At 61.6% G+C, this 23,178-nt stretch carries 19 protein-coding genes and 1 riboswitch; of the genes, 12 read left to right on the forward strand and 7 right to left on the reverse strand.

Annotation, left to right across the window (positions count from 1 at the left end; all coding sequences use genetic code 11):
- The first annotated feature begins 170 nt into the window (after nt 1-170).
- Nucleotides 171-1,805 carry a DNA repair protein RecN gene (gene recN / locus NOV21_RS10990; protein ID WP_283171092.1) on the forward strand — a complete coding sequence of 545 codons (1,635 nt, stop codon included), beginning with the start codon at nt 171-173 and terminating at the stop codon, nt 1,803-1,805.
- Nucleotides 1,806-1,921: 116 nt separating this feature from the next.
- On the opposite strand, the gene NOV21_RS10995 is transcribed toward recN, so the two are convergent.
- The gene (locus NOV21_RS10995) at nt 1,922-2,932 is read right to left on the reverse strand and encodes an MBL fold metallo-hydrolase (protein WP_283171093.1); all 1,011 of its coding nucleotides are present in this window, start codon (nt 2,930-2,932) and stop codon (nt 1,922-1,924) included.
- Between the two features lie 105 nt (nt 2,933-3,037).
- A riboswitch (FMN riboswitch) is annotated at nt 3,038-3,172 on the forward strand.
- Nucleotides 3,173-3,176: 4 nt separating this feature from the next.
- On the opposite strand from NOV21_RS10995, the gene ribD reads away from it, so the two are divergent.
- From ribD to NOV21_RS11025, 6 genes are all read left to right on the forward strand, one after another.
- Nucleotides 3,177-4,313, forward strand: coding sequence for a bifunctional diaminohydroxyphosphoribosylaminopyrimidine deaminase/5-amino-6-(5-phosphoribosylamino)uracil reductase RibD (gene ribD, locus NOV21_RS11000; RefSeq protein WP_283171094.1), 1,137 nt, complete (start codon nt 3,177-3,179; stop codon nt 4,311-4,313).
- On the forward strand, nt 4,314-4,976 hold the full coding sequence (gene ribE / locus NOV21_RS11005; RefSeq protein WP_283171095.1) for a riboflavin synthase: 663 nt from the start codon (nt 4,314-4,316) through the stop codon (nt 4,974-4,976). It abuts the gene before it with no gap.
- 10 nt (nt 4,977-4,986) lie between these two features.
- On the forward strand, nt 4,987-6,189 hold the full coding sequence (locus NOV21_RS11010) for a bifunctional 3,4-dihydroxy-2-butanone-4-phosphate synthase/GTP cyclohydrolase II (RefSeq protein WP_283171096.1): 1,203 nt from the start codon (nt 4,987-4,989) through the stop codon (nt 6,187-6,189).
- A gap of 52 nt (nt 6,190-6,241) precedes the next feature.
- Nucleotides 6,242-6,715 carry a 6,7-dimethyl-8-ribityllumazine synthase gene (gene ribH / locus NOV21_RS11015; protein WP_283171097.1) on the forward strand — a complete coding sequence of 158 codons (474 nt, stop codon included), beginning with the start codon at nt 6,242-6,244 and terminating at the stop codon, nt 6,713-6,715.
- A gap of 271 nt (nt 6,716-6,986) precedes the next feature.
- Nucleotides 6,987-7,655, forward strand: coding sequence for an HAD family hydrolase (locus NOV21_RS11020; RefSeq protein WP_283171098.1), 669 nt, complete (start codon nt 6,987-6,989; stop codon nt 7,653-7,655).
- Between the two features lie 84 nt (nt 7,656-7,739).
- On the forward strand, nt 7,740-8,729 hold the full coding sequence (locus tag NOV21_RS11025) for an EFR1 family ferrodoxin (RefSeq protein WP_283171099.1): 990 nt from the start codon (nt 7,740-7,742) through the stop codon (nt 8,727-8,729).
- Nucleotides 8,730-9,227: 498 nt separating this feature from the next.
- Here the strand turns inward: NOV21_RS11025 and cysK are convergent, their stop codons facing one another.
- Nucleotides 9,228-10,151 (reverse strand): cysteine synthase A, encoded by a 924-nt coding sequence (cysK, locus tag NOV21_RS11030; protein ID WP_283171100.1) that lies wholly within the window; start codon nt 10,149-10,151, stop codon nt 9,228-9,230.
- 140 nt (nt 10,152-10,291) lie between these two features.
- Here cysK and NOV21_RS11035 point away from each other — a divergent pair, with 140 nt between their 5' ends.
- Nucleotides 10,292-10,717: an RrF2 family transcriptional regulator gene (locus NOV21_RS11035; RefSeq protein WP_283171101.1), complete on the forward strand. Its 426-nt coding sequence runs from the start codon at nt 10,292-10,294 to the stop codon at nt 10,715-10,717.
- 571 nt (nt 10,718-11,288) lie between these two features.
- Here NOV21_RS11035 and NOV21_RS11040 read toward each other — a convergent pair.
- The 4 genes from NOV21_RS11040 to rpsA form a co-directional block, all read right to left on the reverse strand.
- Complete coding sequence (locus NOV21_RS11040) at nt 11,289-12,173, reverse strand: methionyl aminopeptidase (protein ID WP_283171147.1); 885 nt, start codon at nt 12,171-12,173, stop codon at nt 11,289-11,291.
- Between the two features lie 744 nt (nt 12,174-12,917).
- A complete protein-coding gene (uvrB, locus tag NOV21_RS11045) occupies nt 12,918-15,038 on the reverse strand; it encodes an excinuclease ABC subunit UvrB (protein WP_283171102.1) in 2,121 nt (706 codons plus the stop codon).
- On the reverse strand, nt 15,039-15,641 hold the full coding sequence (gene coaE / locus NOV21_RS11050) for a dephospho-CoA kinase (protein WP_283171103.1): 603 nt from the start codon (nt 15,639-15,641) through the stop codon (nt 15,039-15,041).
- 246 nt (nt 15,642-15,887) lie between these two features.
- Nucleotides 15,888-17,099 carry a 30S ribosomal protein S1 gene (gene rpsA / locus NOV21_RS11055; RefSeq protein WP_283171104.1) on the reverse strand — a complete coding sequence of 404 codons (1,212 nt, stop codon included), beginning with the start codon at nt 17,097-17,099 and terminating at the stop codon, nt 15,888-15,890.
- A 512-nt stretch (nt 17,100-17,611) separates the two neighbouring features.
- Between rpsA and NOV21_RS11060 the strand changes: the two genes are divergently transcribed.
- From NOV21_RS11060 to NOV21_RS11075, 4 genes are read left to right on the forward strand one after another with little or no spacing between them, the layout of a single operon-like run.
- On the forward strand, nt 17,612-18,202 hold the full coding sequence (locus tag NOV21_RS11060; RefSeq protein ID WP_283171105.1) for an MptD family putative ECF transporter S component: 591 nt from the start codon (nt 17,612-17,614) through the stop codon (nt 18,200-18,202).
- Between the two features lie 3 nt (nt 18,203-18,205).
- Entirely contained in the window at nt 18,206-18,949 is a 744-nt protein-coding gene (locus NOV21_RS11065) for an energy-coupling factor transporter transmembrane component T (protein ID WP_283171106.1), read from the forward strand.
- Nucleotides 18,946-20,466: an ABC transporter ATP-binding protein gene (locus NOV21_RS11070; protein WP_283171107.1), complete on the forward strand. Its 1,521-nt coding sequence runs from the start codon at nt 18,946-18,948 to the stop codon at nt 20,464-20,466. Before NOV21_RS11065 ends, NOV21_RS11070 begins: the two co-directional genes overlap by 4 nt.
- Nucleotides 20,463-21,479, forward strand: a complete 1,017-nt coding sequence (locus NOV21_RS11075; RefSeq protein WP_283171108.1) for a helix-turn-helix domain-containing protein — start codon at nt 20,463-20,465, stop codon at nt 21,477-21,479. Before NOV21_RS11070 ends, NOV21_RS11075 begins: the two co-directional genes overlap by 4 nt.
- 64 nt (nt 21,480-21,543) lie before the next feature.
- On the opposite strand, the gene NOV21_RS11080 is transcribed toward NOV21_RS11075, so the two are convergent.
- On the reverse strand, nt 21,544-22,923 hold the full coding sequence (locus NOV21_RS11080) for a sodium:proton antiporter (protein WP_283171109.1): 1,380 nt from the start codon (nt 22,921-22,923) through the stop codon (nt 21,544-21,546).
- Nucleotides 22,924-23,178: the final 255 nt, after the last annotated feature.

Consider the following 23,178-nt stretch of genomic DNA (forward strand, 5'->3'; position numbering starts at 1 on the left):
CCTTGTTGCACCGTCTCAGTATGGCACAGATCGAGCGGTTCGACGCCATGGAACCCCCTGCCACGGTATCCGAAGCGGGCGGGCAGGCGCTCCCCGCGCGATCGGGATGCTACAATTCATCGGATGGAGCATCTGCCCCGCGCACCTCAACCCCGCAGGAGGACTCTGCGATGATCGACGAAATGCACGTGCGCGATATCGCGCTGATCGAAGACGCCGCGCTCGCGCCGGCGCGCGGCCTCACCGTAATCACCGGCGAGACGGGCGCGGGCAAGACGGCCCTGCTCTCCGCGTTGAAACTGCTGGTGGGCGAACGGGCGGACGCAACGATGGTGCGGCAGGGAACGGCCCGGGCATCCGTTGAGGGACGCGTCTTCTCCGGAGTAGGGGATGTCGAGGGGACGGTCGCTGAGCGCACGCTCTCCGCCGACGGCAGGAGTCGCGTCCATATCAACGGGTCGATCGGTAGCGTGCGCCAGTTGGCGGAACTCGTGGGATCGACCGTCGACCTCTGCGGGCAGCATGAGCACCAGCGCCTGATGAGGCCCGCGAACCACCGTGCCATGCTGGATACTTGGGTGGCCGGCGATATAGAACGGGCGGCGAACGCCTATCGGGATGCCTGGGCGAGTGCGAAGGCGGCGGCCGACGCCGTGGAGACGATCCGCGCTGCGGGCGATCTGGGCAGCGAAGCGCTCGACCAGGCGCGGTACACGCTCAACCGCATTGCAGAGACAAACCCCCAAGGCGGGGAATACGAGGAGATCCTGGAAAAACTGCCCCTGCTCGAGAACGCCGAATCTCTGCTGCAAGCCACCGGCGGCGCCCACGAGGCGCTTTCAGGGGAAGCGAGAGCGCTTGATGCGATCGGGCAAGCCGTCACGCTGTTGGAGGGCATGGCGGAAGTTGACGGATCCCTGGGAGAGGCGGCGCAAAGCCTGCGCGAGGCATCGTATGTGGTCGAAGACGTCGCACGCGACATGGGCGCCTACGCGGACACCGTCGAATACGACCCCCAAGCGCTCGCGCAGATGCAGGAGCGCATCAGCCAGCTGCAGATGCTCATGCGCACCTGGGGTCCCACCATGGACAACGTATTCGAGGCCTGGGATGAAGCACGCCAGACGATCTCTGCGGTGGAGGGATTCGAGAAAAACCTCGCGAAAGCCCAGGCAGCACAGCAGGATGCCGAAGAGCGCTTGGCAGCCGCCGCTGCCGAACTGCACAGCGCGCGCCGCGATGCCGCACCGAAATTCGCCGATGCCGTCACAAAGCAGATGGCGCGCCTTGAGCTGGGCAGTGCCCAGCTGGTCTGCTCGGTCGAGAAGCAAAACCGGGAACGCTGGACGGCGGAAGGGCCCGATGCCGTCGAATTCCTTTTCAAGCCAGGTTCCGGCATGCAGGCGCGTCCGCTCGCCAAGATCGCTTCCGGCGGCGAGGTCAGCCGCGTCATGCTCGCCATCAAGGTGGTTCTTGGGAGCGCCGACAGCGTGGAAACGCTCGTGTTCGACGAAGTGGATGCGGGCGTCGGCGGTGCCACGGCGCGCAGCCTCGCCGATGTGTTGCAGGACTTGGCGGAAACGCACCAGGTGATCGTTGTCACCCATCTCGCCCAAGTCGCCGTGCGAGGCACGGTCCACTACACGGTTGTGAAATCGGACGGCGCGCAGCCGGTCACCACATTGGAAGCGGTGGAAGGAGAGGCACGCGAGCGGGAAATCGCCCGCATGCTCTCCGGCGATGCTTCGGAAGCGTCGCTCGCCCACGCGCGGAAGCTGCTTGCGGAAGCCGAGCGAGCGCGCTGACGTGCGCGAACGGGGATCGATCCGCTCCGGCGCCAGCATGTCGTCCTTGGGCTGGCGGAATTCATCAGCGGTTCCGCAGCGCCTGCACAACCCGGAAATATCGAAGCGCGAATCCGCTACACCACGATATGCGGGCCCGGCGGTGCAATGCGATACCGTGCCGACCCGTCATCGTCAATGCGCCGCTGCGCCCTGCCCTGGTCACAGAGCTCCTCGAAGTACGCGAGCAGCTTGGTCAAGCGGAACGCCTGCTCAACAGTGGAGAACGTCGCGAAGCCGCCCACGCGGTAGCCGTAGAACACCCGGGCGAATTCGGCCGCCGTCATCCACTCGTCGCGCGCGGCCAGGATATCGCCCGCCTTCTTCACGATCTTCCCGAAGCTGTCCTCGATGCCGTCGATCACCTCGTCGATCGCCTGCTCGCCGAACACGGGATGCAAATGCGCTGGGAACATGACGCGAGGATGTAACGCGCGCACCGCCTCCAGCGACTCGTGGAAGCGCTCCATGTCGTGCCGATCGAGCCGCATGGACGTCACCGCGGGCACGATGCCGTCGATGATCTGATCCCCCGTGAACACGATGCCGGTCTCCTCTTCGTAGAGCCCGCCGTGCCCTTTCGCATGGCCTGCGAACTCGATAACCCGGAACGTGCGCGAGCCGATGCGCACGGTTTCCCCCGCATCGAGCTTCTCGATGGGATGCCCGATCGCAGCCTCCGACGCATTTGCATCGATCTGATGGTACGTCCTCCGATGCGAAGGACCCGCCTCGAATCCGGCGAGCCGGAACACGTCGGCGGGGTCGAACGGCTCCCCCTCGTTCCTGCTGCGCCGCATCTCCAACCGCGCCCCTTCGCTGGCGAGTTGGCTCGCATTGCCCGTGTGGTCTCGGTGCAGGTGCGTCAACCAGAGCGTCGTGCGGTTGGCGGGAACGCCGACCTCGTCGAGCAGGCGGTACGAGCATTCGTTCTCGCCTGCGCCCGCATCGACCAACAGCGCCTCCCCTTCCGATTCGACCACGTACAGGGAAAGGAACCCGGCGGAAAAGGGCTGGGTGGTCCCGAAGACGCCCTTCGCCCAGCAGAGAACCTCCTGATTTCCAACGGTTTCCACTTCTTTCGGCATGGATGCCCTCCCTTGCAATCGATTGGCCCATGGTACACCTCCCGCGCGGGCAGGTGGAAATCTCCGGTTGCACGATACACGAAGTGCGCCTATACTTCCCGCAGAGCAACTGTTCAGGGCGAGGTGAGATTCCTCACTGGCGGTAACGGCATCGCGCCGGAGTCCGCGACCCTTCGCAAGAAGGCTGATCTGGTGAAAATCCAGGACCAACGGTTACAGTCCGGATGGAAGAGCAGGAGGCACGATGGCTACCCCATCTGCATTCGACGCGCATATGATGCGCCGCGCAATCAACCTTGCGGCGACGGCCGCAGGTTGGACGAACCCCAATCCTTTGGTCGGCGCCGTCCTCGTGCGCGATGGCCGCATCATCGGCGAAGGCTGCCATGAGCGCTACGGCAAGCCCCACGCAGAGCGCAACGCCCTTTCCCACTGCACGGAAGACCCGACGGGCGCCACCCTGTACGTGACGCTCGAACCGTGCAACCACACCGGCAAGCAACCGCCGTGCACCGACGCGATTCTCGAAGCGGGCATCGTCCGCGTGGTGGTGGGATCGCGCGACCCGAACCCCTTGGTGGCGGGACGGGGCAACCAGCGGCTGCGCGATGCGGGCATCCGCGTGGACACCGACGTCCTGAAAGAAGAATGCGACGCGCTGAACCCCATCTTTTTCCATTTCATCACGCGGAAACGCCCCCTCGTGGTCGCGAAATGGGCGATGACGATGGACGGCAAGGTCGCTACCCGCACGGGCGATGCGCGTTGGGTGTCCGGAGACGCTTCGCGCGGCGATTGCCACGACCTGCGCCACCGTTTGGCGGCGGTCATGGTCGGCGCGGGCACGGTGGCGGCCGATGACCCTGCGCTCACGGCACGCCGCGGCGTCCCCAGCAACCAGCCGCTGCGCGTCGTGTGCAGCTCCGCCGGCAGCCTGCCCGCAGGATGCAATCTTTTGAGGACCGCCGGCAAAGCGCCCCTTCTGATCGCCTGCGTCGAGAGTCGGGCGCTGCGGCCGCCCATGGTTGCGCCCGAGCAGATCCTCCCCCTGCCGGCAGACGGAAGCGGCAGGCCCAGCCTCCCCCATCTGATGGACGAGTTGGGACGCCGCGGAATCGACTCCGTGCTCGTGGAGGGCGGCCCCACCCTGCATGCGTCGCTATTCGAGGCGGACCTGGTGGACGAGGTAATCATCTACCTCGCACCGAAGGTCTGCGGCGGAGCGTCAGCCCCCTCCCCCATCGGGGGATTCGGCGCAAAGCTGATGACCGATGCGCAGACGTGGCGCCTTGCCCGCACCGAGCAGTTAGGGGACGACCTGAAGCTCGTATACCACCGCGCGGGAGCTCCTGGGAATGCAAGACAGCGGAAGGAGGCCTAGATGTTCACCGGCATCATCGAAGAGATCGGCACCGTCGAGCGCGTTCTTTCCGGAGCGCGCGCAGGCAGCATCACCATCGCTGCGGCGCGTGTGCTCGAAGACGCGCACGCGGGGGACAGCATCGCGGTCAACGGGGCCTGCCTCACCGTCACCTCCTTCGACGCGCGGTCCTTCACCGCCGACGTCATGCCCGAAACGCTGCGCCGCACCGGACTGGGGCAGCTCCATGCGGGCGACCCGGTCAACTTGGAACGTGCCATGGCCGCCGACGGGCGCTTCGGGGGGCATATCGTCTCCGGCCACATCGACGGCACGGGGCGCATCGCCCGCATCGCCCGTGAGCAGAACGCCCGCATACTGCGCATCGAGACCACGCCGGCCATCTGCTCCCTCATCGTGGAGAAGGGGTCGATCGCCATCGATGGCACCAGCCTGACCGTCGCCACCGTCGAGCGGGACGCCTTCACCGTCAGCATCATCCCCCATACCGTGGAGGCGACCGCGCTGCTGCGCAAACCCGTCGGCACCGTGGTGAACCTTGAAAACGACATCGTGGGCAAATACGTCCAAAAGCTGATTGCCCCGGGGACCGCTCCACCCACCCCCTCGCCGCCGGGCAAATCCGGACTCACCTTGGATTATTTGCAAGCGAATGGATTTTAATAGGAGCATCATGAACACCGTCGAAGAAGCCCTGCACGAACTCCAGGCCGGCCATATGATCATGGTCGTAGACGACCCCGACCGCGAGAACGAGGGCGACCTTATCTGCGCCGCGCAATACGCCACGCAGGCGAACGTGAACTTCATGGCGACCCACGCGAAGGGGCTCATCTGCATGCCCATGAGCCCGGACCTCGCCCGCAAGCTGAACTTCCAGCAGATGGTCAGCGAGAACACGGACAACCATGAGACCGCCTTCACGGTCTCGATCGACCACGCGAGCACCACCACCGGCATCAGCGCCGCCGAACGCAGCGTCACGGCCCTCAAGACAGTGGAAGACGATGCGAAGCCGGAGGATTTCCGCCGGCCCGGTCACATGTTCCCCCTGGTGGCGAAACCCGGCGGCGTGCTGGAGCGCAACGGGCACACCGAGGCCACCGTCGACCTGCTGCGCCACGCCGGCATGAAGCAGTGCGGCCTGTGCTGCGAGATCATGCGCGACGACGGCACGATGATGCGCACGAGCGAGCTGAAGGGGAAGGCCGAGGAATGGAACCTGGCGTTCATCAGCATCAAGCAGCTGCAGGACTACTGCCGGGAGCACGACAACCATATGCAGGAGGTGGCGGTAGCCAAGCTGCCGACCACCTGCGGGGAGTTCCGCATCCACGGGTTCCGCAACGATATCACCGGCGAGGAGCACGTCGCCTTAGTCAAAGGGGACATCGGCAACGGACGCGACGTGCTGTGCCGCGTGCACAGCGAATGCTTGACCGGCGACGTGTTCGGAAGCCGCCGCTGCGACTGCGGCGATCAGCTGCACGCGGCCATGCACATGATCGAGGAGGAAGGCCGCGGCGTGATCCTGTACATGCGCCAGGAAGGGCGCGGCATCGGGCTGATGAACAAAATCCGCGCCTACGCGCTGCAGGAGCGGGGCCTGGATACCGTGGAGGCCAACGTCGCCTTGGGATTCGAGCCCGATCTGCGCGAATATTGGAGCGGCGCGCAGATCCTGCGCAACCTGGGCTGCCGCACCATCCGCCTGCTCACCAACAACCCCGACAAGGTATACGGGCTGGGTGGATTCAACCTGGAGATCGTCGAGCGCGTTCCCATCGAGATCGAACCGCAAGACGACGACCGTGCCTATCTGCAGACGAAGGCCGACAAAATGGGCCACGTCTTCGAAACCATACTGAACGATTAGCGAAACGAAAAACGGCGCGCGGGATTCGGGCGCCCCAAAGAAAGGAATCGCCATGGCCGTCACCACCCTCGAGGGAAATGCCTACGCAAGCGGCATCCGCGTGGGAATCGTCTGCGCGCGCTTCAACGAGATCATCACCAACAAGCTCCTGGGCGGAGCCCTCGACGGGCTTCACCGCCATTCCGTGGAGGAGGAGCAGGTGACCGTCGCCTGGGTGCCCGGCGCATTCGAGATGCCCGTGATCGCGCAAAAGATGGCGCAATCCGGGGAATACGACGCCGTCATCTGCCTGGGAGCCGTCATCCGCGGCGCGACGAGCCACTACGACGTCGTAGTGAACGAGGTCGGCAAGGGCATCGCCCAAGCGTCTTTGAAAACCGGGGTGCCCGTGATGATGGGCGTGCTGACGACCGACACCATCGAGCAGGCGATCGAACGCGCCGGCAGCAAGGCGGGCAACAAGGGCTTCGAATGCGCGGTCGGCGCCATTGAGATGGCGAACCTCATACGCGCCCTCGGCAAGTAAACCCGGTCCGCACCCGGCGGTTGCGTCCGTAGGACTTGCCTTATGGACGTAACCGCCCGCTCGCGCATCGGGACGCGGTTGCCGCTGTTCCCGAGGATCCCTTATCGCCAATTCCGCCCCGGCCTTCAGGCTGAAAGAAGGCCCAGAGCCTGCGGCACCGCGGGCGAGATGCCCCCCGATTCGCGCATGGTATCTGGAACCTGACGCCCCGCCTGCGAAAACCTCCTCGTCGCGCCTATAATGGGCTCTCGTTCATGATAAGGAGTTTCATATGGGCACATCGAACATTCGCACCATCGTCTTCGACTACGACGGCACGCTGCACGACTGCCTCGTCATATTCGGCCAGGCGTTCCAGCGGGCATGGGATAACCTCGCCGCAGCGGGCCATGTCGAGCCGCACGTGTTCACAGAGGCGGAACGCGCCTCCTGCATCGGTCTCACGTACAAGGAGCTATGGAGCGGCTTGGTGCCGGACCTTCCGGAAAAGATCTGGATGCCCGAGGCCCAGGAGATCACGAACAAGATGCTGCAGCTGATCGAAGACGGGACCGCCCGGCTGTACCCCGGCGTGCCCGAAATGCTGCAGCGCCTGAAAGACGACGGCTTCACATTGGTGTTCCTGAGCAACTGCCGCATTCCGTACCGGGATGCGATGCGGAAGCGTTTCAGCCTGGATCGGTGGTTCTCCGCATATTTCGCGGGAGAGGAGTACGATTTCGCCCCGAAGGCGGATATCTTCAAACAGCACATCGAACCCGCCTTCCCCGGCGGCTTCGTGTTCGTCGGCGACCGCTACAAGGACATCGCAGCCGCATTCGCCAACGACATGCCCTGCGTCGGATGCACCTATGGGTTCGGTACCCGCGAAGAATTGGCGGGTGCGACGGCGCTGGCCGACTCCCCCAGCCAGATTGCGGGTATCATAGAAGCCCTGTAGGCTTCTTTCGCAAGGGATTCCGATGGTAACCGATCGCTGCCCAATCCGCATCCGGCGCCATGCGGCGCGGGAAGGCGGCCGCATATGATCTTCTATTTCAGCGCCACGGGCAATTCGCTCGAGGCGGCGCGCACCATCGCGTCCGTCAGCCACGATGCGCTGGTGGATATCGGGCGGGCCGTCAAAACGAGCCGCTTCACCTTCCCGGTCGAGCAGGGCACCAACCTGGGGTTCGTGGTTCCCACATACGCATGGAGCACCCCGCGCATCGTCGACGATTTCGTTCGGAACCTCGAGTTCACCACCCCCAACGGCAACCCGTTCGTACCCGGTTACTCCTTTGTCATCCTCACCTGCGGCAGCTTCGTGGGGAATGCGGCGCGCTTCCTCGAGAAACTGCTGAGGAAACACCAGGGCATCCGACTCGATTCCACGTTCTCGATCCAGAACGTCGACAGCTGCATCTTCCTCATGGGGCCCGGAAGCCCGAAGCGGCAGGAGAAGCTTCAGCGCAGCGCCCATTCCGCCGCCCGCGCCATCGGCTATCTCGTCGATGGCAAACGCATCACGCGGCAGGAGAGGCGAACCGCCATCGGAGCGCTTATGTCGGTATTTACCTGCCACGAGAATAAGGCGGTGAGCACGAAACCCTTCAGCGTCGACGGGGAGGCGTGCATCCATTGCGGACTATGCGAGGAACGCTGCCCCACGAACACCATCCACCTGGAAGAGGGCCTGCCCGTTTGGGAGAGGGGAACCTGCACTTGGTGCATGGCATGCGTGCAGCGCTGCCCGACCGCGGCCATCCAGTACGGTGCGAGCACGCGCCGGCGCGCGCGGTACACGCACCCCATCCTCTCCGCCAGCCCCACCTTCCACAGCGATGCCGTCAAGCAGGTGGACATGTCCATCCCCGACCCCGAGCCCATCGTCGTCGAGCGCTGGGAGGAACCCGAGGTCGAGGAGGCGGATTTCGACCCGCCGGCGCCCGGGAAGATCGGCGCTTCCCCGAAAGCTGAGGATGCCGACGAAGGGACGGGGGAAGCAGTTCCGAGCCTGCGAGGAAAGCACTGATGAATTCCGCCTTGGCCGGGGGCGGCGGGCTGAGTGCCAAAGCGGCGAAAGGCGAGCGAGCGCACTGACACGTGCGCGAACGGGGATCGGGCCGCTCCGGCGCCAGCATGCCGTCCTCGGGCTGGCGGAATCCGTCAGCGCCTAGATGCAACCGACGCGGAAGAGACGGCGGAAAGCACCTCAGCGGACGACTCCGAGGAAAAGCCCGAGGAAACGAACCCCGGTTCCCCTGCGATGGGCGAGCCGGAGAGGCCTCCCGCAGGCAGCGAAGACGGGGGCGCCGTCGCCGTCGGAAACCCAGATGCGGAAGATCAAGGGTTGGGAAAGCCGGGGGCGGGAGCCAACGGCTAAGCGGGTGCGCGGCGACGGAGGCATCCGTCATCCGCCGTCCCCGGGCGATCCGTTTCAGGAAAAGGAGAAACGCCGCCGAGCTTTTGCAACGTGACAGCGCTTCTTACCCCATTCGGATAAAAGCGGGGATCCCGCCCCGTCGAGCTCCTAATCGGGGAGCATCGACAGATAGCGCTCGCCCGTGTCGGGCAGGAGCGCGATGATAGTCTTGCCCGCGAATTCGGGGCGCTGCGCGATGCGGGCGGCCGCCGCTGCCGCCGCCCCCGAGCTGATGCCCACCAGCAGGCCGAGCTCATGGCTCATTTTACGCTGGTATTCGAATGCGGTGGCCGAATCGATGTGGACCAGCTCGTCGTAGATGCCCATATCCATGGTTTCGGGAACGAATCCGGGGGCCAACCCCTGGATCTTATGCTTGCCGGACGGCTTGCCTGCCAGCACTTGGCTTTCCTCGGGTTCGACTGCGAAAATCTTGACGGCGGGATTCCGCTCGCGCAGGTACTTCCCCGCTCCGGAAATCGTGCCGCCGGTCCCCACGCCCGCTACGAACGCATCAACTGCACCCTCGGTTGCATCCCAAATCTCGGGACCGGTGGTCTCGTAATGCACGCGCGGGTTCACAGGATTGGTGAACTGGCTGGGCGCGAAGCTGTTCGGCGTGGTGGCGAGGAGCTCCTTGGCCTTTTTGTCCGCACCGGGCACGCCTTCGGAGCCGGGCGTGAGGATCAGCTCCGCCCCGTACGATCTGATTAGATCGCGCCGCTCGACGCTCATGGTCTCCGGCATGGTGATGATGAGCTTGTATCCGCGCGAGGCTGCCACCATCGCAAGGCCGACGCCCGTGTTCCCGCTCGTGCTTTCGATGAGCACGGTGTCCTTATCAATGAGCCCGCGCGCTTCCCCGTCGTCGATGATCGCCTTGGCAATACGATCCTTGACCGAGCCGCCCGGGTTCGCCGCTTCGTACTTACCCCAGATCGTGGCCGAGCCGTCTCCAATCCCCGAGATGTCGATAAGCGGGGTTTTGCCGATCAGCTGATCGATCGAGCGCGCCCTTTCGATGTTGCCCATAGGAGAACTTCCTTCTCTTCGTTCGTCTTTTTATTTCCTAGGCTATCGCTAGGATTTATTTGCGTCAAGCAGAGGATGGCGAACCTCCATACTTCGTGGGGTATACTGTGACGCGGAAATCGAAAAAGAGGGGAGGCCCCATGCGCATTTCAACGAAAGGACGCTACGCTCTGCGACTCGCCATCGACATCGCCGCCCATGAGTGCGATGGGCCGGTCTCGTTACGCGAGGCGTCGAATCGGACGAATATCTCCGTAAAGTACCTTGAGCAACTCGCAGGCGCCATGGTGCATGCGGGCATCCTCTCAAGTACCCGTGGAGCACATGGCGGATACCGTCTTACCGGCGATGCCTCGCATTTCACAGCGGGCGACGTGCTTCGGGCGAGCGAAGGCAGCACCGCTCCGGTCGCGTGCCTCGATGATGGCGCCGGCATCTGCCCGCGGCGCAGCGAATGCGAGACGATCGGCTTCTGGGAGGGGCTCGAAAAGACGATCGACGACTACGTGGACAGCGTGACGCTGCGAGACCTCGTCCCCACCGCACACGCAACCGCCACGACATAGCGTGACGGGCAACCGTATTGTTTGTCACACTCCGTGACACGCAACCGGGCGGATTCTAGCGGTCATTGCACCACGATGAAGGATGTGATGCGATGTGCGGCTCCAGGTACACGATAGATGATTGGCGGGCGGTCCGCCGGGAGCTCGACCGGGGCGCAACGGTGCGCGGAGCGGCTGCCGCGGCGGGCGTCGACCGCGGGGCCGTGCGGCGGCGGGGCAAATCCGCCGACCCGCCGGAATGGATGTGGTTGCAGATGGAGATCCCCGCAGAGCCCGCGGCGCCGGCCCCGAGGCGCTCGCCGAAGGCCAGGCTGAGCTACGAGCAGCGCGTGATCATATTCTGCATGCGTGTCAGGCAACCGCATGCTTTGTCACGTGACGGGCACGCCTCGGATTGGCTGCCTAGGGGTACGAAAAATCGTCCGCATCCCCATGGTTTGTCACAACAAAATCGTAACAAAGCGTGCGGTTGCCTGGCACGGCTACGCAGCTGCCCGCCGCCATCAAAGGGTGACGGGAACCCTAAAGGGTCCCCGTCACCCGAAACGTGCACAATGTAAATCGAACAGAGCTACCAGCTGATGAGCTCGTAGCCATCCTCTGTCACCACGAGCTGCACCTCCCACTGAGCGCTGTCGCTGCCGTCGGCGGTGCGCACGGTCCAACCATTCGGATCGTTCATGTCGATAGCTGCCCTGCCCGCATTCACCATAGGTTCGATGGTGAAGCACATTCCGGGCACCAAGATGGGACCAGTACCCGCCTTTGCAACGAAGCTAACGAAGGGATCCTCGTGGAACTCCAGGCCGATGCCGTGTCCGCCGAATTCCGCCACCACGGAATAGCCGGCTTCGGTTGCCACCTTGTTCACGGCAGCGCTGACATCTCCCAGATGAGTCCACGGCTTCACCGCGGCAAGCCCGGCCTGAACGCTTTCGCGCGTGACCTCGCACAAGCGTCGACGTTTCTCGCTCACCTCGCCAACGTAGAACATCCGGCTGGAATCGCTGAAATACCCATTTCGAATCGTGGACATATCGATGTTGACGATATCGCCCTCCTTCAGGATATCGTCCTTCGAGGGAATGCCGTGACACACGACGTCGTTGATGCTCGTGCACACGCTTTTCGGGAATCCCTCGTAATCCAAATCGGCAGGGATCGCGTTATGGGCGGCACAGTAATCGTAGATCCACTTGTCGATCTCCTCGGTTGACACGCCGGGCCTCACCAGCTCCCCCACCCCGTCGAGCACGCCCACGTTAACTTCCGCGGAGTACTTCATACCCTCGATGTCTAACTTGGTCTTGAGCAGGGAGCGATGGGGGATCTCCTCCCCTTTCTCCCACAGCTCCTGCATGCGCTCGTCGTTACGCGCATGGCATTTTTTGTATTTTCGCCCGCTGCCACACCAGCAATTGTCGTTGCGACCGGGATTCTTCATTCCATCGAACATCAAAGACATGATTCGCACCTTTCAGCTGCATGTTTTTTCGCTCCACATGATAATCCAATCGCAGAACGAGGACAGCATGGTTAGGAAAGGCGAATACAAAGTCCTTAGCGAGAGGACACCATGAAGGCGCCAGAATGTGACAAAGTCTACGGTTTGCTGGCACCTACGGGGCTGGCACCCGGTTGGCTGGCACCGATGAAGACGCCGGGATGTGACAAAGCATGCGGTTGGCTGGCACGGTTGGCGATCGCTGGGCCAAATTTCAAGGATAATCGCATCCGACCTCCACCCGAACGAGCATATTCGGTATCTGCTATTCAATAGCCCCTGTTCAAAAGCGAATCAATTGAGCCGTCTGATCGGACAGGGCAGAGGAAATGCGATTATCCGACTAAAATGGCCCCGGAGGGAGCGCTGAACCAACGTAAAATGCGATTTGCTCCGCAGATTGGCCCTCACCGGTAAAGATTGTCGGTGCATATGAGCGCCCGCTGACGTGCCCACCCCGCATGCTTTGTCAATGGCAGCGGGGGAAGCGGACGAATAGTTGGACCAACTTGGTCCGGTTAGGCAGCCTGACGGTACGAAAAATCGTCCGCACCCCCAACGCCGCCGTACCAAAGCATGCGATTGCCCGGCGCAGGGTACAGTGACAAAGCATGCGGTTGGCTGGCACACGGCACAGGCACACGTGGAGAACGGTACGCCGAAAAGAAAACCGCACCCCGTCGAACTGGCAAAATGCTAGCGACGCTGGCGCTTGCCGTATTTGCTTCCCTTGCGGGCGGATTTCTTCAGATCGGCCAGCGCCTCGGTTTCGCTGGATCCCTCATACTGCGCCCGCAGCTTCACCACCTCGTCGCGCAGCTGCGCCGCGCGCTCGAAATCCATGTCGGCACTCGCCGCGGCCATCTCTTCCTCCAAGCTGGACAGGATGCGCAGCACTTCCTCGCGCGCCAAGCTGGCGAGCTGCAGGTTGACCTGCTCGCTCGTGCTCTCGTCATCGGAGAAGCCGACGATATCGCTGATGGCCTTGCGGATGGTCTGCGGCTCTATCCCGTGCTCCTCATTGTACGCCATCTGCATCTTGCGGCGGCGGTTGGTTTCCGTGATGGCCAGGTCCATGCTGTCGGTCGTCTTGTCCGCGTACATGATCACTTGGCCGCTGACGTTGCGGGCAGCACGGCCGATGGTCTGGATGAGCGACCGGTAGTTGCGCAGGAAACCCTCCTTGTCGGCGTCTAATATGGCTACAAGCGACACCTCCGGCAAGTCGAGCCCTTCGCGCAACAGGTTGATGCCCACGAGCACGTCGAACTTGCCCAAACGCAGATCGCGCAATATATCCACGCGATCGAGCGTGCCGATGTCCGAGTGCATGTAATTCGCCCGTATCCCCTCGTCGAGAAGATGGTCGGTCAAATCCTCCGCCATCTTCTTCGTGAGTGTGGTTACCAGCACGCGCTCCTTCCGCTCGGCCCGCATCCGTATCTCGTCGATGATGTCGTCGATCTGGCTCGCGCTGGGCCGCACGATGATCTCCGGGTCGAGCAGGCCCGTGGGCCGGATGATCTGCTCCACGGTCTTCTGCGTCACGCGCTTCTCGTAATCGCCCGGGGTGGCGCTGACGTAGATGAACTGCGGCACCCGCTGCTCGAATTCGTCGAAGCGCAGGGGGCGGTTGTCCAAGCAGCTGGGCAGCCGGAACCCATGCTCCGCCAACGTGACCTTGCGGCTGCGGTCCCCTTCGTGCATGCCGCGGATCTGCGGCACCGTCACGTGGCTCTCGTCGATGATGCAGAGGAAATCATCGGGAAAATAGTCGATCAACGTGTACGGCGGCTCACCCGGCGCGCGCCCGTCAAGATGGCGCGAGTAGTTCTCGATGCCGCTGCAGAAGCCCATCGTCTCCATCATCTCGAGATCGTAGGTGGTGCGCATCTCCAAACGCTGAGCTTCGAGCAGTTTCCCCTCGCTCTTGAACTGCTGCAGGCGCACGCGCAACTCGTCGCGAATCGTGCGGATGGCGTGGTCCATCTTAGGCTTTGCCGTCACATAATGGCTCGCGGGCCATATGGGAAGCGCCTCGAACGAGTTCACCGCCTCACCCGTCACGTTCCCGATCTCGGTGATAGATTCCACCTCGTCGCCCCAGAACTCCACGCGCACGGGATTGTCCGCGTAGGCGGGAAACACATCCACTGCGTCCCCCCGCACGCGGAACGTGCCGCGGGACAGCTCGTAGTCGTTGCGGTCGTATTGGATATCCACGAGCCCTCGGATGAAATCGTCGCGATCCATCGGCTTCTCCCTGTCCACGAACACCGCCATGCCCGCGTAGTCCGCCGGGCTGCCGATGCCGTAGATGCAGGAGACCGATGCGACCACGATCACATCGCGGCGCGAAAGCAATGCGGCTGTCGCGGCATGCCGCAGCTTCTCGACCTCCTCGTTGATGCTGGCATCCTTCTCGATGAACGTGTCCGTGGTGGGTACGTATGCCTCGGGCTGGTAGTAGTCGTAGTAGCTTACGAAGTACACCACGGCGTTGTCCGGGAAGAAGTCCTTCAACTCCGCGGCGATCTGGGCGGCCAGCGTCTTGTTGGGCTCCAGCACCAGCGTGGGCTTGCCCGTTGCCTCGATGGTTTTGGCCATGGTGAACGTCTTGCCGCTTCCGGTGACGCCGAGCAGCGTTTGGTAGCGAAGGCCGTCCTCCACGCCTTGCGCGAGCTGATGGATGGCCTGGGGCTGGTCGCCGGAAGGCTCGAAAGGGGCCTTCACCGTCAACGGCTGGCTGGCAAGGCGCACATCGGGCAGCTTGCCCTCCATCGGGGCGCCTTCGATATTCCGTAAATGCTGCGACATCTACGAGGTGATCTGCTTCCACACGCGGTCGGTCTGGGTCTCCAGCTCTTCCAGCGTGCCCTTGTTGCTGATCACGTAATCGCTCCATATCGCGCGCTGTGTGTCGGCGGGCTGCCGGGCGATGCGGTTCTTCACGTCCTGCGGATCGAATCCCTTGGCGATGGCGCGCTCGAGCCGCACGCGCGTGGGGCACGTGACGGCGATGATGCCGTCGTTCCCGCGGATAAGCGGGGCGAAGGTGCCCTCGGGGCCGTCGTAAACGGAAATCTCGATCACCAGGTTCTCGACGCCCTCCTCCCGCAGTGCGGCAACCTTCTCCTGCGCCAGCTTCAGCAGGCGCGGCTGGGAGATCGCATTCAATTTGATGGTGTTGGCAGGGGTGGAGAAGGCGGCCTCAGCGAGCTTCGGCCGGTTGATCTGGCCGTCCTCGGTCAATATGTCGTTCCCGAACGTGCTGGTCATCAGCGCCACCACCTCGGGTTTCAGCAGCACCTCATGCCCGACTTTGTCCAAATCGAGCAGACGGGCCCCACGCTCCTCGAGCAGCTTGGCGACCGTGGTCTTTCCCGAGCCGATACCGCCGATGAGTATGAATTCCTTCATGGTGCCTCCTGTGCTGATGAAACGCGCCCCCTATCGGATGCTCTGGGCGCAGGGACTTCGCTGCATATCCTAGCAAGAATGCAGCACTTCGTGCGCGGCAATCGCAGCAATCATGGTAATCGGCATTTTCGCAGGTGGCGAGCGGATATTTGGAAAGTGCGAAGGCGCCCTCCATACTCGGCGCACAGAAGAAGGGCCCGCCCGGGGGGAGCGGACCCTTCGATCGAGCGCGTTTCAGCGCAGAGGCTATTCGGCGCCCTGCTCGCGGGCGGCGCGCTCGGCGGCGCGCTTCTCCTGACGGATGCGCTTCTCCTCCAGAGCGGCCGGATCGGGTTCGGCGACGGCAATCTCGATGCCCAGCTCCTCGGCGGCGGCCTTCATGGACAAGCTGATGCGGCGACGCTCCTTGTTGATCTCCATGACCTTGACCTTGACCTCGTCGCCCGCATGCACGACCTGCGTGGGGGTATCGATGTGGCGGTTGGCCATCTCGGAGATGTGCACCAGGCCCTCGACGTTGGGGCCGAGCTCCACGAACGCGCCGAACGGAACAGTCTTGGTGACCTTGCCGTCGGCGATGCTGTTGACGGGGTAGCTCTCCACCAGCTTGACCCACGGATCCTCGGTGGTCTGCTTCAGACCCAGGCTGATGCGCTCGCGCTGCAGATCGACGTCGAGCACCTCGACCTCGACCTCGTCGCCCACCTTGACGACTTCGCTGGGATGGTTCACATGGCTCCAGGAGAGCTCGGAGATGTGCACCAGGCCGTCGATGCCGCCCAAATCCACGAAGGCGCCGAAGTCGACGATGCTGGACACGGTACCCTTCAGGCGCATGCCCTTGGACAGGCGGGACAGGATCTCGGCACGCTCGTTCTTGCGGCCTTCCTCCAGCAGCACGCGGCGGGAAAGGACGACGTTGTTGCGGTTGCGGTCCATTTCGATGACGCGGGCTTCCAGCTCGGTGCCCATGTACATGTCCAGGTCCTTCACGCGGCGAAGGTCGACCAGCGAAGCGGGCAGGAAGCCGCGCAGGCCGATGTCCAGGATCAGGCCGCCCTTGACGACTTCGATGACCTCGCCCGTGACGGTCTCGCCGGCCTTGAATTTGTCTTCCACGGAAATCCAGGCGCGCTCGTACTCCGCACGCTTCTTCGACAGGATGAGGCGGCCGTCCTTGTCCTCTTTCTGAAGGACCAGCGCTTCCAGCTTGTCGCCCAGCGAAACGATCTCGGAAGGATCGGCATCCTTGCGGATGGAGAGCTCGCGGCTGGGAATGACACCCTCGCTCTTGAAGCCGATGTCGACGAGCACCTCGTCATGCTCGATCTTGACGACGGTGCCGTCGACCAGATCGCCCTCATCGAACTCGGTGAGCGTGCCATCGATCATCTCGTTCATCTTCTCATCGGAGACGTCCTCGTAATCGATCACAGACGGGTTCTTGATTTCGGTCAAAATGGACCCCTTTCATAAAAACGGGGACCCTTCGTCATGATTGCGTGCTACGTACCATGTTCACAACATCGAATGTGAGCAAAACATGTCTCGGGGGCCAATATTCCTCCCTGCGCGACCCGTTATCGCACAAGTTCGCTCATTGTAGCACGACCCCCCGCGATGCCGCCGTGAATTCGGCGGGTTTTCACGCCCGCGAGCCGAACCGGAGGTTGTTGTTCGCACCCCGGCATGCGGCGGCCGGAGCGCCGCTTGGGACGGGGCGATCAGCCCGGCTGCTTGGGAAACGTCCCTCGCAGGGGTTTGGACGGGCAAAGCCCGAAAAACCAGCGGTTCCTTAGAGGAAGAACAGGCATCGTGATGGAGAAAGCCAGATCCCTTTCGGATGCTATCAGGAATAAAAATCACAGCAGGATATATTACGAGCAGTTAGACTTGTCTAACATATGTGCTTGCAATAGAGCGGCTCCAAGGCTGCCGCACCCACCATCGCTTCGTTTGGAGGTTGTCTCATGAGTCAGAAGAAATTGCAAGCCAGGGACTTCATCACCATAGGCATCTTCACGGCCATCCTCTGGGTCGTCCAGATGATCCCCATGATGGCAGGTTTTCTCTCGCCCTACATCATCGCCGGCTACTGCGTGCTCATCCCGCTGTTCACCGCGATTCCGATGATGCTGTACTACGCGAAGATAGAGAAATTCGGCATGATCACCATCACATCGATCATCGTGGCCATCCTGCTCTTCGTTTTCGGAATGGGCTTCACGGGCGCTCCGATCTGCATCGTTTCCGGCATCATCGCCGACCTTATCGCAAGATCCGGCAGCTACAAGAGCAAGAGAAAGTCGGCGTTGAGCTTCGGGATGTTCTGCGTGTGGGTATCTGCAAGCTATCTTCCCTTGGTTATCACTGCGGATTCGTACAAGCAGAGCCTTCTTGAAGGTGGATATCAACAGGATTTCGTCAACACGCTGTTCGCCATCGTGACCCCCGAGACGTACCCGCTGATCATCGTCGGCTGCTTCGTCTTCGGCGTCATCAGCTCATATCTTGGCATGGCCGTGGTCAAGAAGAATTTCGAAAAAGCAGGGATCGTTTAGTTAATGGCCGGAGAAGGGAATCGAGATGCCGCCGGCGTCCTCCACCTCGATCCGAGGACGAAACTGCTCATCATGGTTCTGTTCTCGGTCGTGGTGATGTTCGACGTTGTAGACGGCCCTGCCTACATCGTGAGGACGATCATGACCTTCATACCCGTCGTCCTAGTGTGCTTGGAAGGAAAGGTCCATATAGGAGCGCGATTCACCGTCCTGTTCATAGCGGCGACGTTGCTCCAATCGTTCGCGCAGCAGAACATCCACGGCATGCTCGGCATGATCGTCTTATTCATATGCTATATGGTCACCCAATTCGCGCCGACGGTGATCATGGTCGGATATTGCATCACGACGACGAAAATCAGCGAATTCATGGCAGCGATGGTGCGAATGCGCTGCCCGCAGGGACTCTCGATCGCCGTGGCGGTCATGATGCGCTTCTTCCCGACGCTCGCCGAAGAATACCGTTCCATTCGAGATGCCATGAAGATGCGCGGGATCCGGTTCGGTGGCGGGAAAGTGACGAAGATGGTCGAATACCGTCTGAGCCCGTTGCTGTTCTCATGCGTCAACATCGGCGACGAGCTCTCCGCGGCGGCGATAACTCGCGGGCTGGGAGCCCCGGTCAAACGCACGAACGTATGCGAGATCGGCATCCGCAAGCGCGATGTCCTCATCCTGATCGCGACAACCGCCTTCACCGTGCTCTACTTGCATCTCACGCTTCAGCATGGAAGCGTGATCGCATGATAGAAATCGAGGATGCGACGTTCACCTATGCGGGGCTCGAGCGAAGCGGCATCGCCGATATCAACCTGGCCATCGACGATGGCGAGTGCGTGCTGCTATGCGGGGCATCCGGGTGCGGGAAGACCACGGTCACCAGGCTCATCAACGGGCTCGTCCCGCATTTTTTCAAAGGCGAGCTCACGGGTAAAATCACGGTAAACGGCAACGACATAGGCGAGAAGGAGCTCTACGATCTGGCGGGAATCGTGGGAAGCGTCTTCCAAAACCCGCGCAGCCAGTTCTTCTCAGTCGATACGGACGGGGAAATCGTATTCGGGCCCGAGAACATCGGCATCCCCAAAGATGGGATACTCGAACGAAAGGCCCACGTCATCAACGCGTTTAATCTAGAATCGCTCATGAACCGCAGCCTGTTCGAGTTGTCCGGCGGAGAGAAGCAGAAAATAGCATGCGGTTCCGTCGCAGCGCTTCTGCCCGAAATCATCATTCTCGACGAACCGTCATCGAATCTCGATTGGGATTCGATCCGCGATTTGCGAAATATAATCGAGCTCTGGAAAAGCCAGGGCAAAACCGTCATCGTGTCGGAGCATAGGCTTTGGTATCTGAAAGACGTCATCGATCGGGCCGTCTATATGGAAAACGGCCGGATCGTGCACGAATGGGATAGGGAGCGTTTCTCGGCGATGGACGCGGACGAGCTTGCAGCGTTCGAGCTGCGTCCCGTCGACATCGAGGAACGATACATGGCGGAATTCTCCGCACCGGTCGTGCCTCCCTCGGGATCCGCCGATTCCGCCGAACCGCTGCAAAGCCCTGGACGGCCGGACGCAAGCGCCCCCGATGCGATATCGATCAGAGATTTCTACTTCACTTACACGCCGAGGAAATACCTCTTCGTCAAGAAGAAGCTCACCCCGGACGATGCAGATATCTGCACGATCCGCATACCGCGCATCAACGTGAGGAAAGGCGAGGTCTGCGGCATCATCGGCAGAAACGGATCGGGAAAATCAACCTTTCTGCGATGCCTGTGCGGTCTGGAGAAAACATGCATCGGCTCGGTGGAGATCGGAGGGAGGGCATACGCGGGCAAGAAGCTTGCAAACGTATGCTATCTGGTCATGCAGGATGTCAACCACCAGCTGTTCACCGACAGCGTGATCTCGGAAGTGATGCTCTCGATGGACGATCCCGACGAGGCGGCGGCGATGGGCATCCTTGACGAGCTGGATCTCCTGGAGTTCAAGGACAAGCACCCCATGGCGCTTTCCGGCGGGCAGAAGCAACGCGTCGCAATCGCCTCGGCATTGGCTTCGAACGCGGAGATCCTGCTGTTCGACGAGCCGACATCGGGACTGGATTACGGCCATATGAAAGAAGTCTCGCAGCTCCTTCGCGACATCGCGGGGAGCGACAAAGCCGTTTTCGTATCAACCCACGATCCGGAGTTCTTAGCGGAATGCTGCGATCGCACGATTCTCATCGTAGACGGCGCGGCCAGGGAGATTCGATGATGGGGGATGCGAAACATACCATCTTGAGCCAATTCAAGAAGGTGCCTGGTTCTCGAGCGTTGTCCGGCGACGCGGGGATCGAGATACCCCTGCCATCGTCAAATGGGGCTTTCCAAGGGAAGATGGTCTCGGTATTCCCCGGAGGGGGCCTGCTTCTCAACATCATCGATATTCGCTCGGCGAGCATACCCGATTGCCTTTCGAAACCCGACGCCGCGGCAAGGAGGCTCAAGGTGAACTTCTGCGCGAAGGGACGCTGCGAACTTGAGACTAAATCCAGAAAATGCACGTTCCTCACCGCAGGAGAAATCGCTATCGACGCAGGCCAAACGTATGAAACGTATTTCTATCCGACCGAGGAATACCTTGGGTTCGAGCTCATCGGGTACATCGACGGCCTCGACGGCGATGCCGACGCGCCCAAGATCCCCGCGATGGACGACCTGTTCGACCGCTGCACGGCAAGCGAGCACCCCTGGATCCGCAACGCGGGCAAGCACCTGGCTGACTTCTACGATGTATTCAAATTCTACCTGGACAGGGACCTCGGACACGACCTCGTTTTCCTCAAGTGCGCCGAGCTCCTGACATGTCTGAGCCGAATCGACTTCGAAAGCACGCAACTCGCCCGAACGTACTACACTCCCTCGAAAATGGAGATCGCGAAACGCGCAAGATCCATTATCATGTCCGATTTATCCGTTCGCCATACCGCCAAATCGCTCGCCGATCGATTCGGGGTAAGCGAAACCAGCCTGAAAAACTACTTCAAAAGCGTGTATGGTTGCGGATATGCCGAATTCCAACATGATATACGGATGAAAAAGGCGGCCGAGCTCCTTCGCGAATCGAACGATAGAATCGCCGACATCAGCGCAGCGGTGGGCTTTGCCACGCAAGCGAAATTCGGGGTTGCATTCAAGAACCGATTCGGATCCACCCCCTTGGAATATCGCCGTATGGATAGGCTCAATTCCAAAGAGGTGGAGGGACGCGTTGACCTCGAGCGGTAAAAGGAGCGAAGCCCGGAAGGGGAGATGACGGACCGCCCGACCGCCCTGCGGCAGGCGGTCCCGCTTAGAGGAAGAACACGAGGCTGTCGATAGCGAACAGCGGGATGAGAATCGCGCCGCTCCAGCCCATATAGGCGAAGAAGCTGGGCATCTTCACGTTCGCGCTTTCGGCGATGTTCTTGACCATGAAGTTGGGAGCGTTGCCGATGTAGGTGTTCGCTCCCATGAACACGGCGCCGGCGGAAATCGCCAGGAGCATCTTCGGATCCACGATGCCGACCGCGGTGGACAGCGCGTTCGCAGCGGTGCTGCCGAGCGCCCCGGCCGTTGTCATGAACACGACGTACGTGGGGCTGTTGTCCAAGAACGAGCTGAGCGCGCCCGTGGCCCAGAAGAACTTCAAGGGCGAGTCGATACCCAAGCTCGCGCCGTTGGTACGCAGGAGCATGAGGGCAGGAATCATCGTGATGAAGATGCCGATGAACAGCTTGGCGACCTCCGCGATGGGGCCCCATTCGAAGTTGTTGTCCTCGCGCAGCTCCTTCGGAGTGGTCTTCAGAGAAAGGGCCATCGCGATGAGGATGAGCACGATCTGGACGATGTAGTCCACGCCGATGTGGACGCCTTCCACATCGAAGCCGTATGTCGCACCGGTAGCGGGATCGATGAATGCCTCCATCTGGGGGATGGAGCCGTTCAGGATGACGGCGATGATGATCACGGCAAGGAAGAAGAGGTTGTGCCAGCCCTCGATGCGGATGGGGGTGCGCTCGTCCGCCGCATCCTCCAACGCCAGAGCCTCGGCGCCCTCCTTGCCTTCCTTCTTGATGTAATGACGGTCGATCAGGGCGAACACGATGAGCATGATGACCGTGTTGAACACCAGCATCGGCCAGATATGCTCAAGCGTCCAGAAGAACGGAACGCCGCGCAGGTAGCCCAAGAACAGCGGAGGGTCGCCCAACGGTGTCAGACAGCCGCCCATGTTGGCGACGAGGAAGATGAAGAACACGACGATATGCGCCTTATGCTTGCGCCATAGGTTTGCACGAAGCACCGGGCGGATAAGCAGCATGGCGGCGCCAGTGGTGCCCACCCAGCTGGCGATGAACGTGCCCAAGGCGAGCAGCACGACGTTGTTCTTCGTCGTGCCCACGATGGTGCCCTTGACGTGGATGCCGCCCGCGACGGTGAACAGCCCCAGCAGCAGCACGATGAAGGGCACGTAGTCGCCCAGCACCGTCTCCGCCAAGCTCTCGACGGTCACGCCGAACCCGAAGACCGCGGTGAACGGGATCAGGAAGACCAGCGACCAAAACATCGCGACATGCAGCTCGTGGGCCTCCCACCATTCTCCTTTGACCAATGGAAAAATCGCGATGGAAAGCAGCATGCCCGCGAATGGGATGATGCTCCATATCGGCAATACGCTTCCAATATCCATGTGCCCTTCTCCTCTCCTCAAGATAACCCCCGCATTTTAGCCCAAGAACCCGCATGCGCAAAACAGAAGCCTATCGGAAGCGCATATTCCTGACACCGAAACCAGATGCGGCATTGCGCAGGTCGTGTGCGTGCAGATCCCAAGGGAGCCGTCCCAATGCCCGAATTTTGAAATATTGATAAGTTTTCTTACTTTCAACGGAAACCGAAGTTTCCTTCCGTATAATAATAAGCAACCTTAGTTGTTATCGATGAT

It is taken from the genome of Curtanaerobium respiraculi, from assembly GCF_024609215.1.
Lineage (GTDB): Bacteria > Actinomycetota > Coriobacteriia > Coriobacteriales > Eggerthellaceae > Curtanaerobium > Curtanaerobium respiraculi.

Excerpts from the sequence above, each read along its gene's own strand:
- recN (WP_283171092.1), top strand. The coding sequence starts at position 171 with ATGATCGACGAAATGCACGTGCGCGATATCGCGCTGATCGAAGACGCC.
- NOV21_RS10995 (WP_283171093.1), bottom strand. The coding sequence starts at position 2,932 with ATGCCGAAAGAAGTGGAAACCGTTGGAAATCAGGAGGTTCTCTGCTGG.
- ribD (WP_283171094.1), top strand. The coding sequence starts at position 3,177 with ATGGCTACCCCATCTGCATTCGACGCGCATATGATGCGCCGCGCAATC.
- ribE (WP_283171095.1), top strand. The coding sequence starts at position 4,314 with ATGTTCACCGGCATCATCGAAGAGATCGGCACCGTCGAGCGCGTTCTT.
- NOV21_RS11010 (WP_283171096.1), top strand. The coding sequence starts at position 4,987 with ATGAACACCGTCGAAGAAGCCCTGCACGAACTCCAGGCCGGCCATATG.
- ribH (WP_283171097.1), top strand. The coding sequence starts at position 6,242 with ATGGCCGTCACCACCCTCGAGGGAAATGCCTACGCAAGCGGCATCCGC.
- NOV21_RS11020 (WP_283171098.1), top strand. The coding sequence starts at position 6,987 with ATGGGCACATCGAACATTCGCACCATCGTCTTCGACTACGACGGCACG.
- NOV21_RS11025 (WP_283171099.1), top strand. The coding sequence starts at position 7,740 with ATGATCTTCTATTTCAGCGCCACGGGCAATTCGCTCGAGGCGGCGCGC.
- cysK (WP_283171100.1), bottom strand. The coding sequence starts at position 10,151 with ATGGGCAACATCGAAAGGGCGCGCTCGATCGATCAGCTGATCGGCAAA.
- NOV21_RS11035 (WP_283171101.1), top strand. The coding sequence starts at position 10,292 with ATGCGCATTTCAACGAAAGGACGCTACGCTCTGCGACTCGCCATCGAC.
- NOV21_RS11040 (WP_283171147.1), bottom strand. The coding sequence starts at position 12,173 with ATGTTCGATGGAATGAAGAATCCCGGTCGCAACGACAATTGCTGGTGT.
- uvrB (WP_283171102.1), bottom strand. The coding sequence starts at position 15,038 with ATGTCGCAGCATTTACGGAATATCGAAGGCGCCCCGATGGAGGGCAAG.
- coaE (WP_283171103.1), bottom strand. The coding sequence starts at position 15,641 with ATGAAGGAATTCATACTCATCGGCGGTATCGGCTCGGGAAAGACCACG.
- NOV21_RS11060 (WP_283171105.1), top strand. The coding sequence starts at position 17,612 with ATGAGTCAGAAGAAATTGCAAGCCAGGGACTTCATCACCATAGGCATC.
- NOV21_RS11065 (WP_283171106.1), top strand. The coding sequence starts at position 18,206 with ATGGCCGGAGAAGGGAATCGAGATGCCGCCGGCGTCCTCCACCTCGAT.
- NOV21_RS11070 (WP_283171107.1), top strand. The coding sequence starts at position 18,946 with ATGATAGAAATCGAGGATGCGACGTTCACCTATGCGGGGCTCGAGCGA.
- NOV21_RS11075 (WP_283171108.1), top strand. The coding sequence starts at position 20,463 with ATGATGGGGGATGCGAAACATACCATCTTGAGCCAATTCAAGAAGGTG.
- NOV21_RS11080 (WP_283171109.1), bottom strand. The coding sequence starts at position 22,923 with ATGGATATTGGAAGCGTATTGCCGATATGGAGCATCATCCCATTCGCG.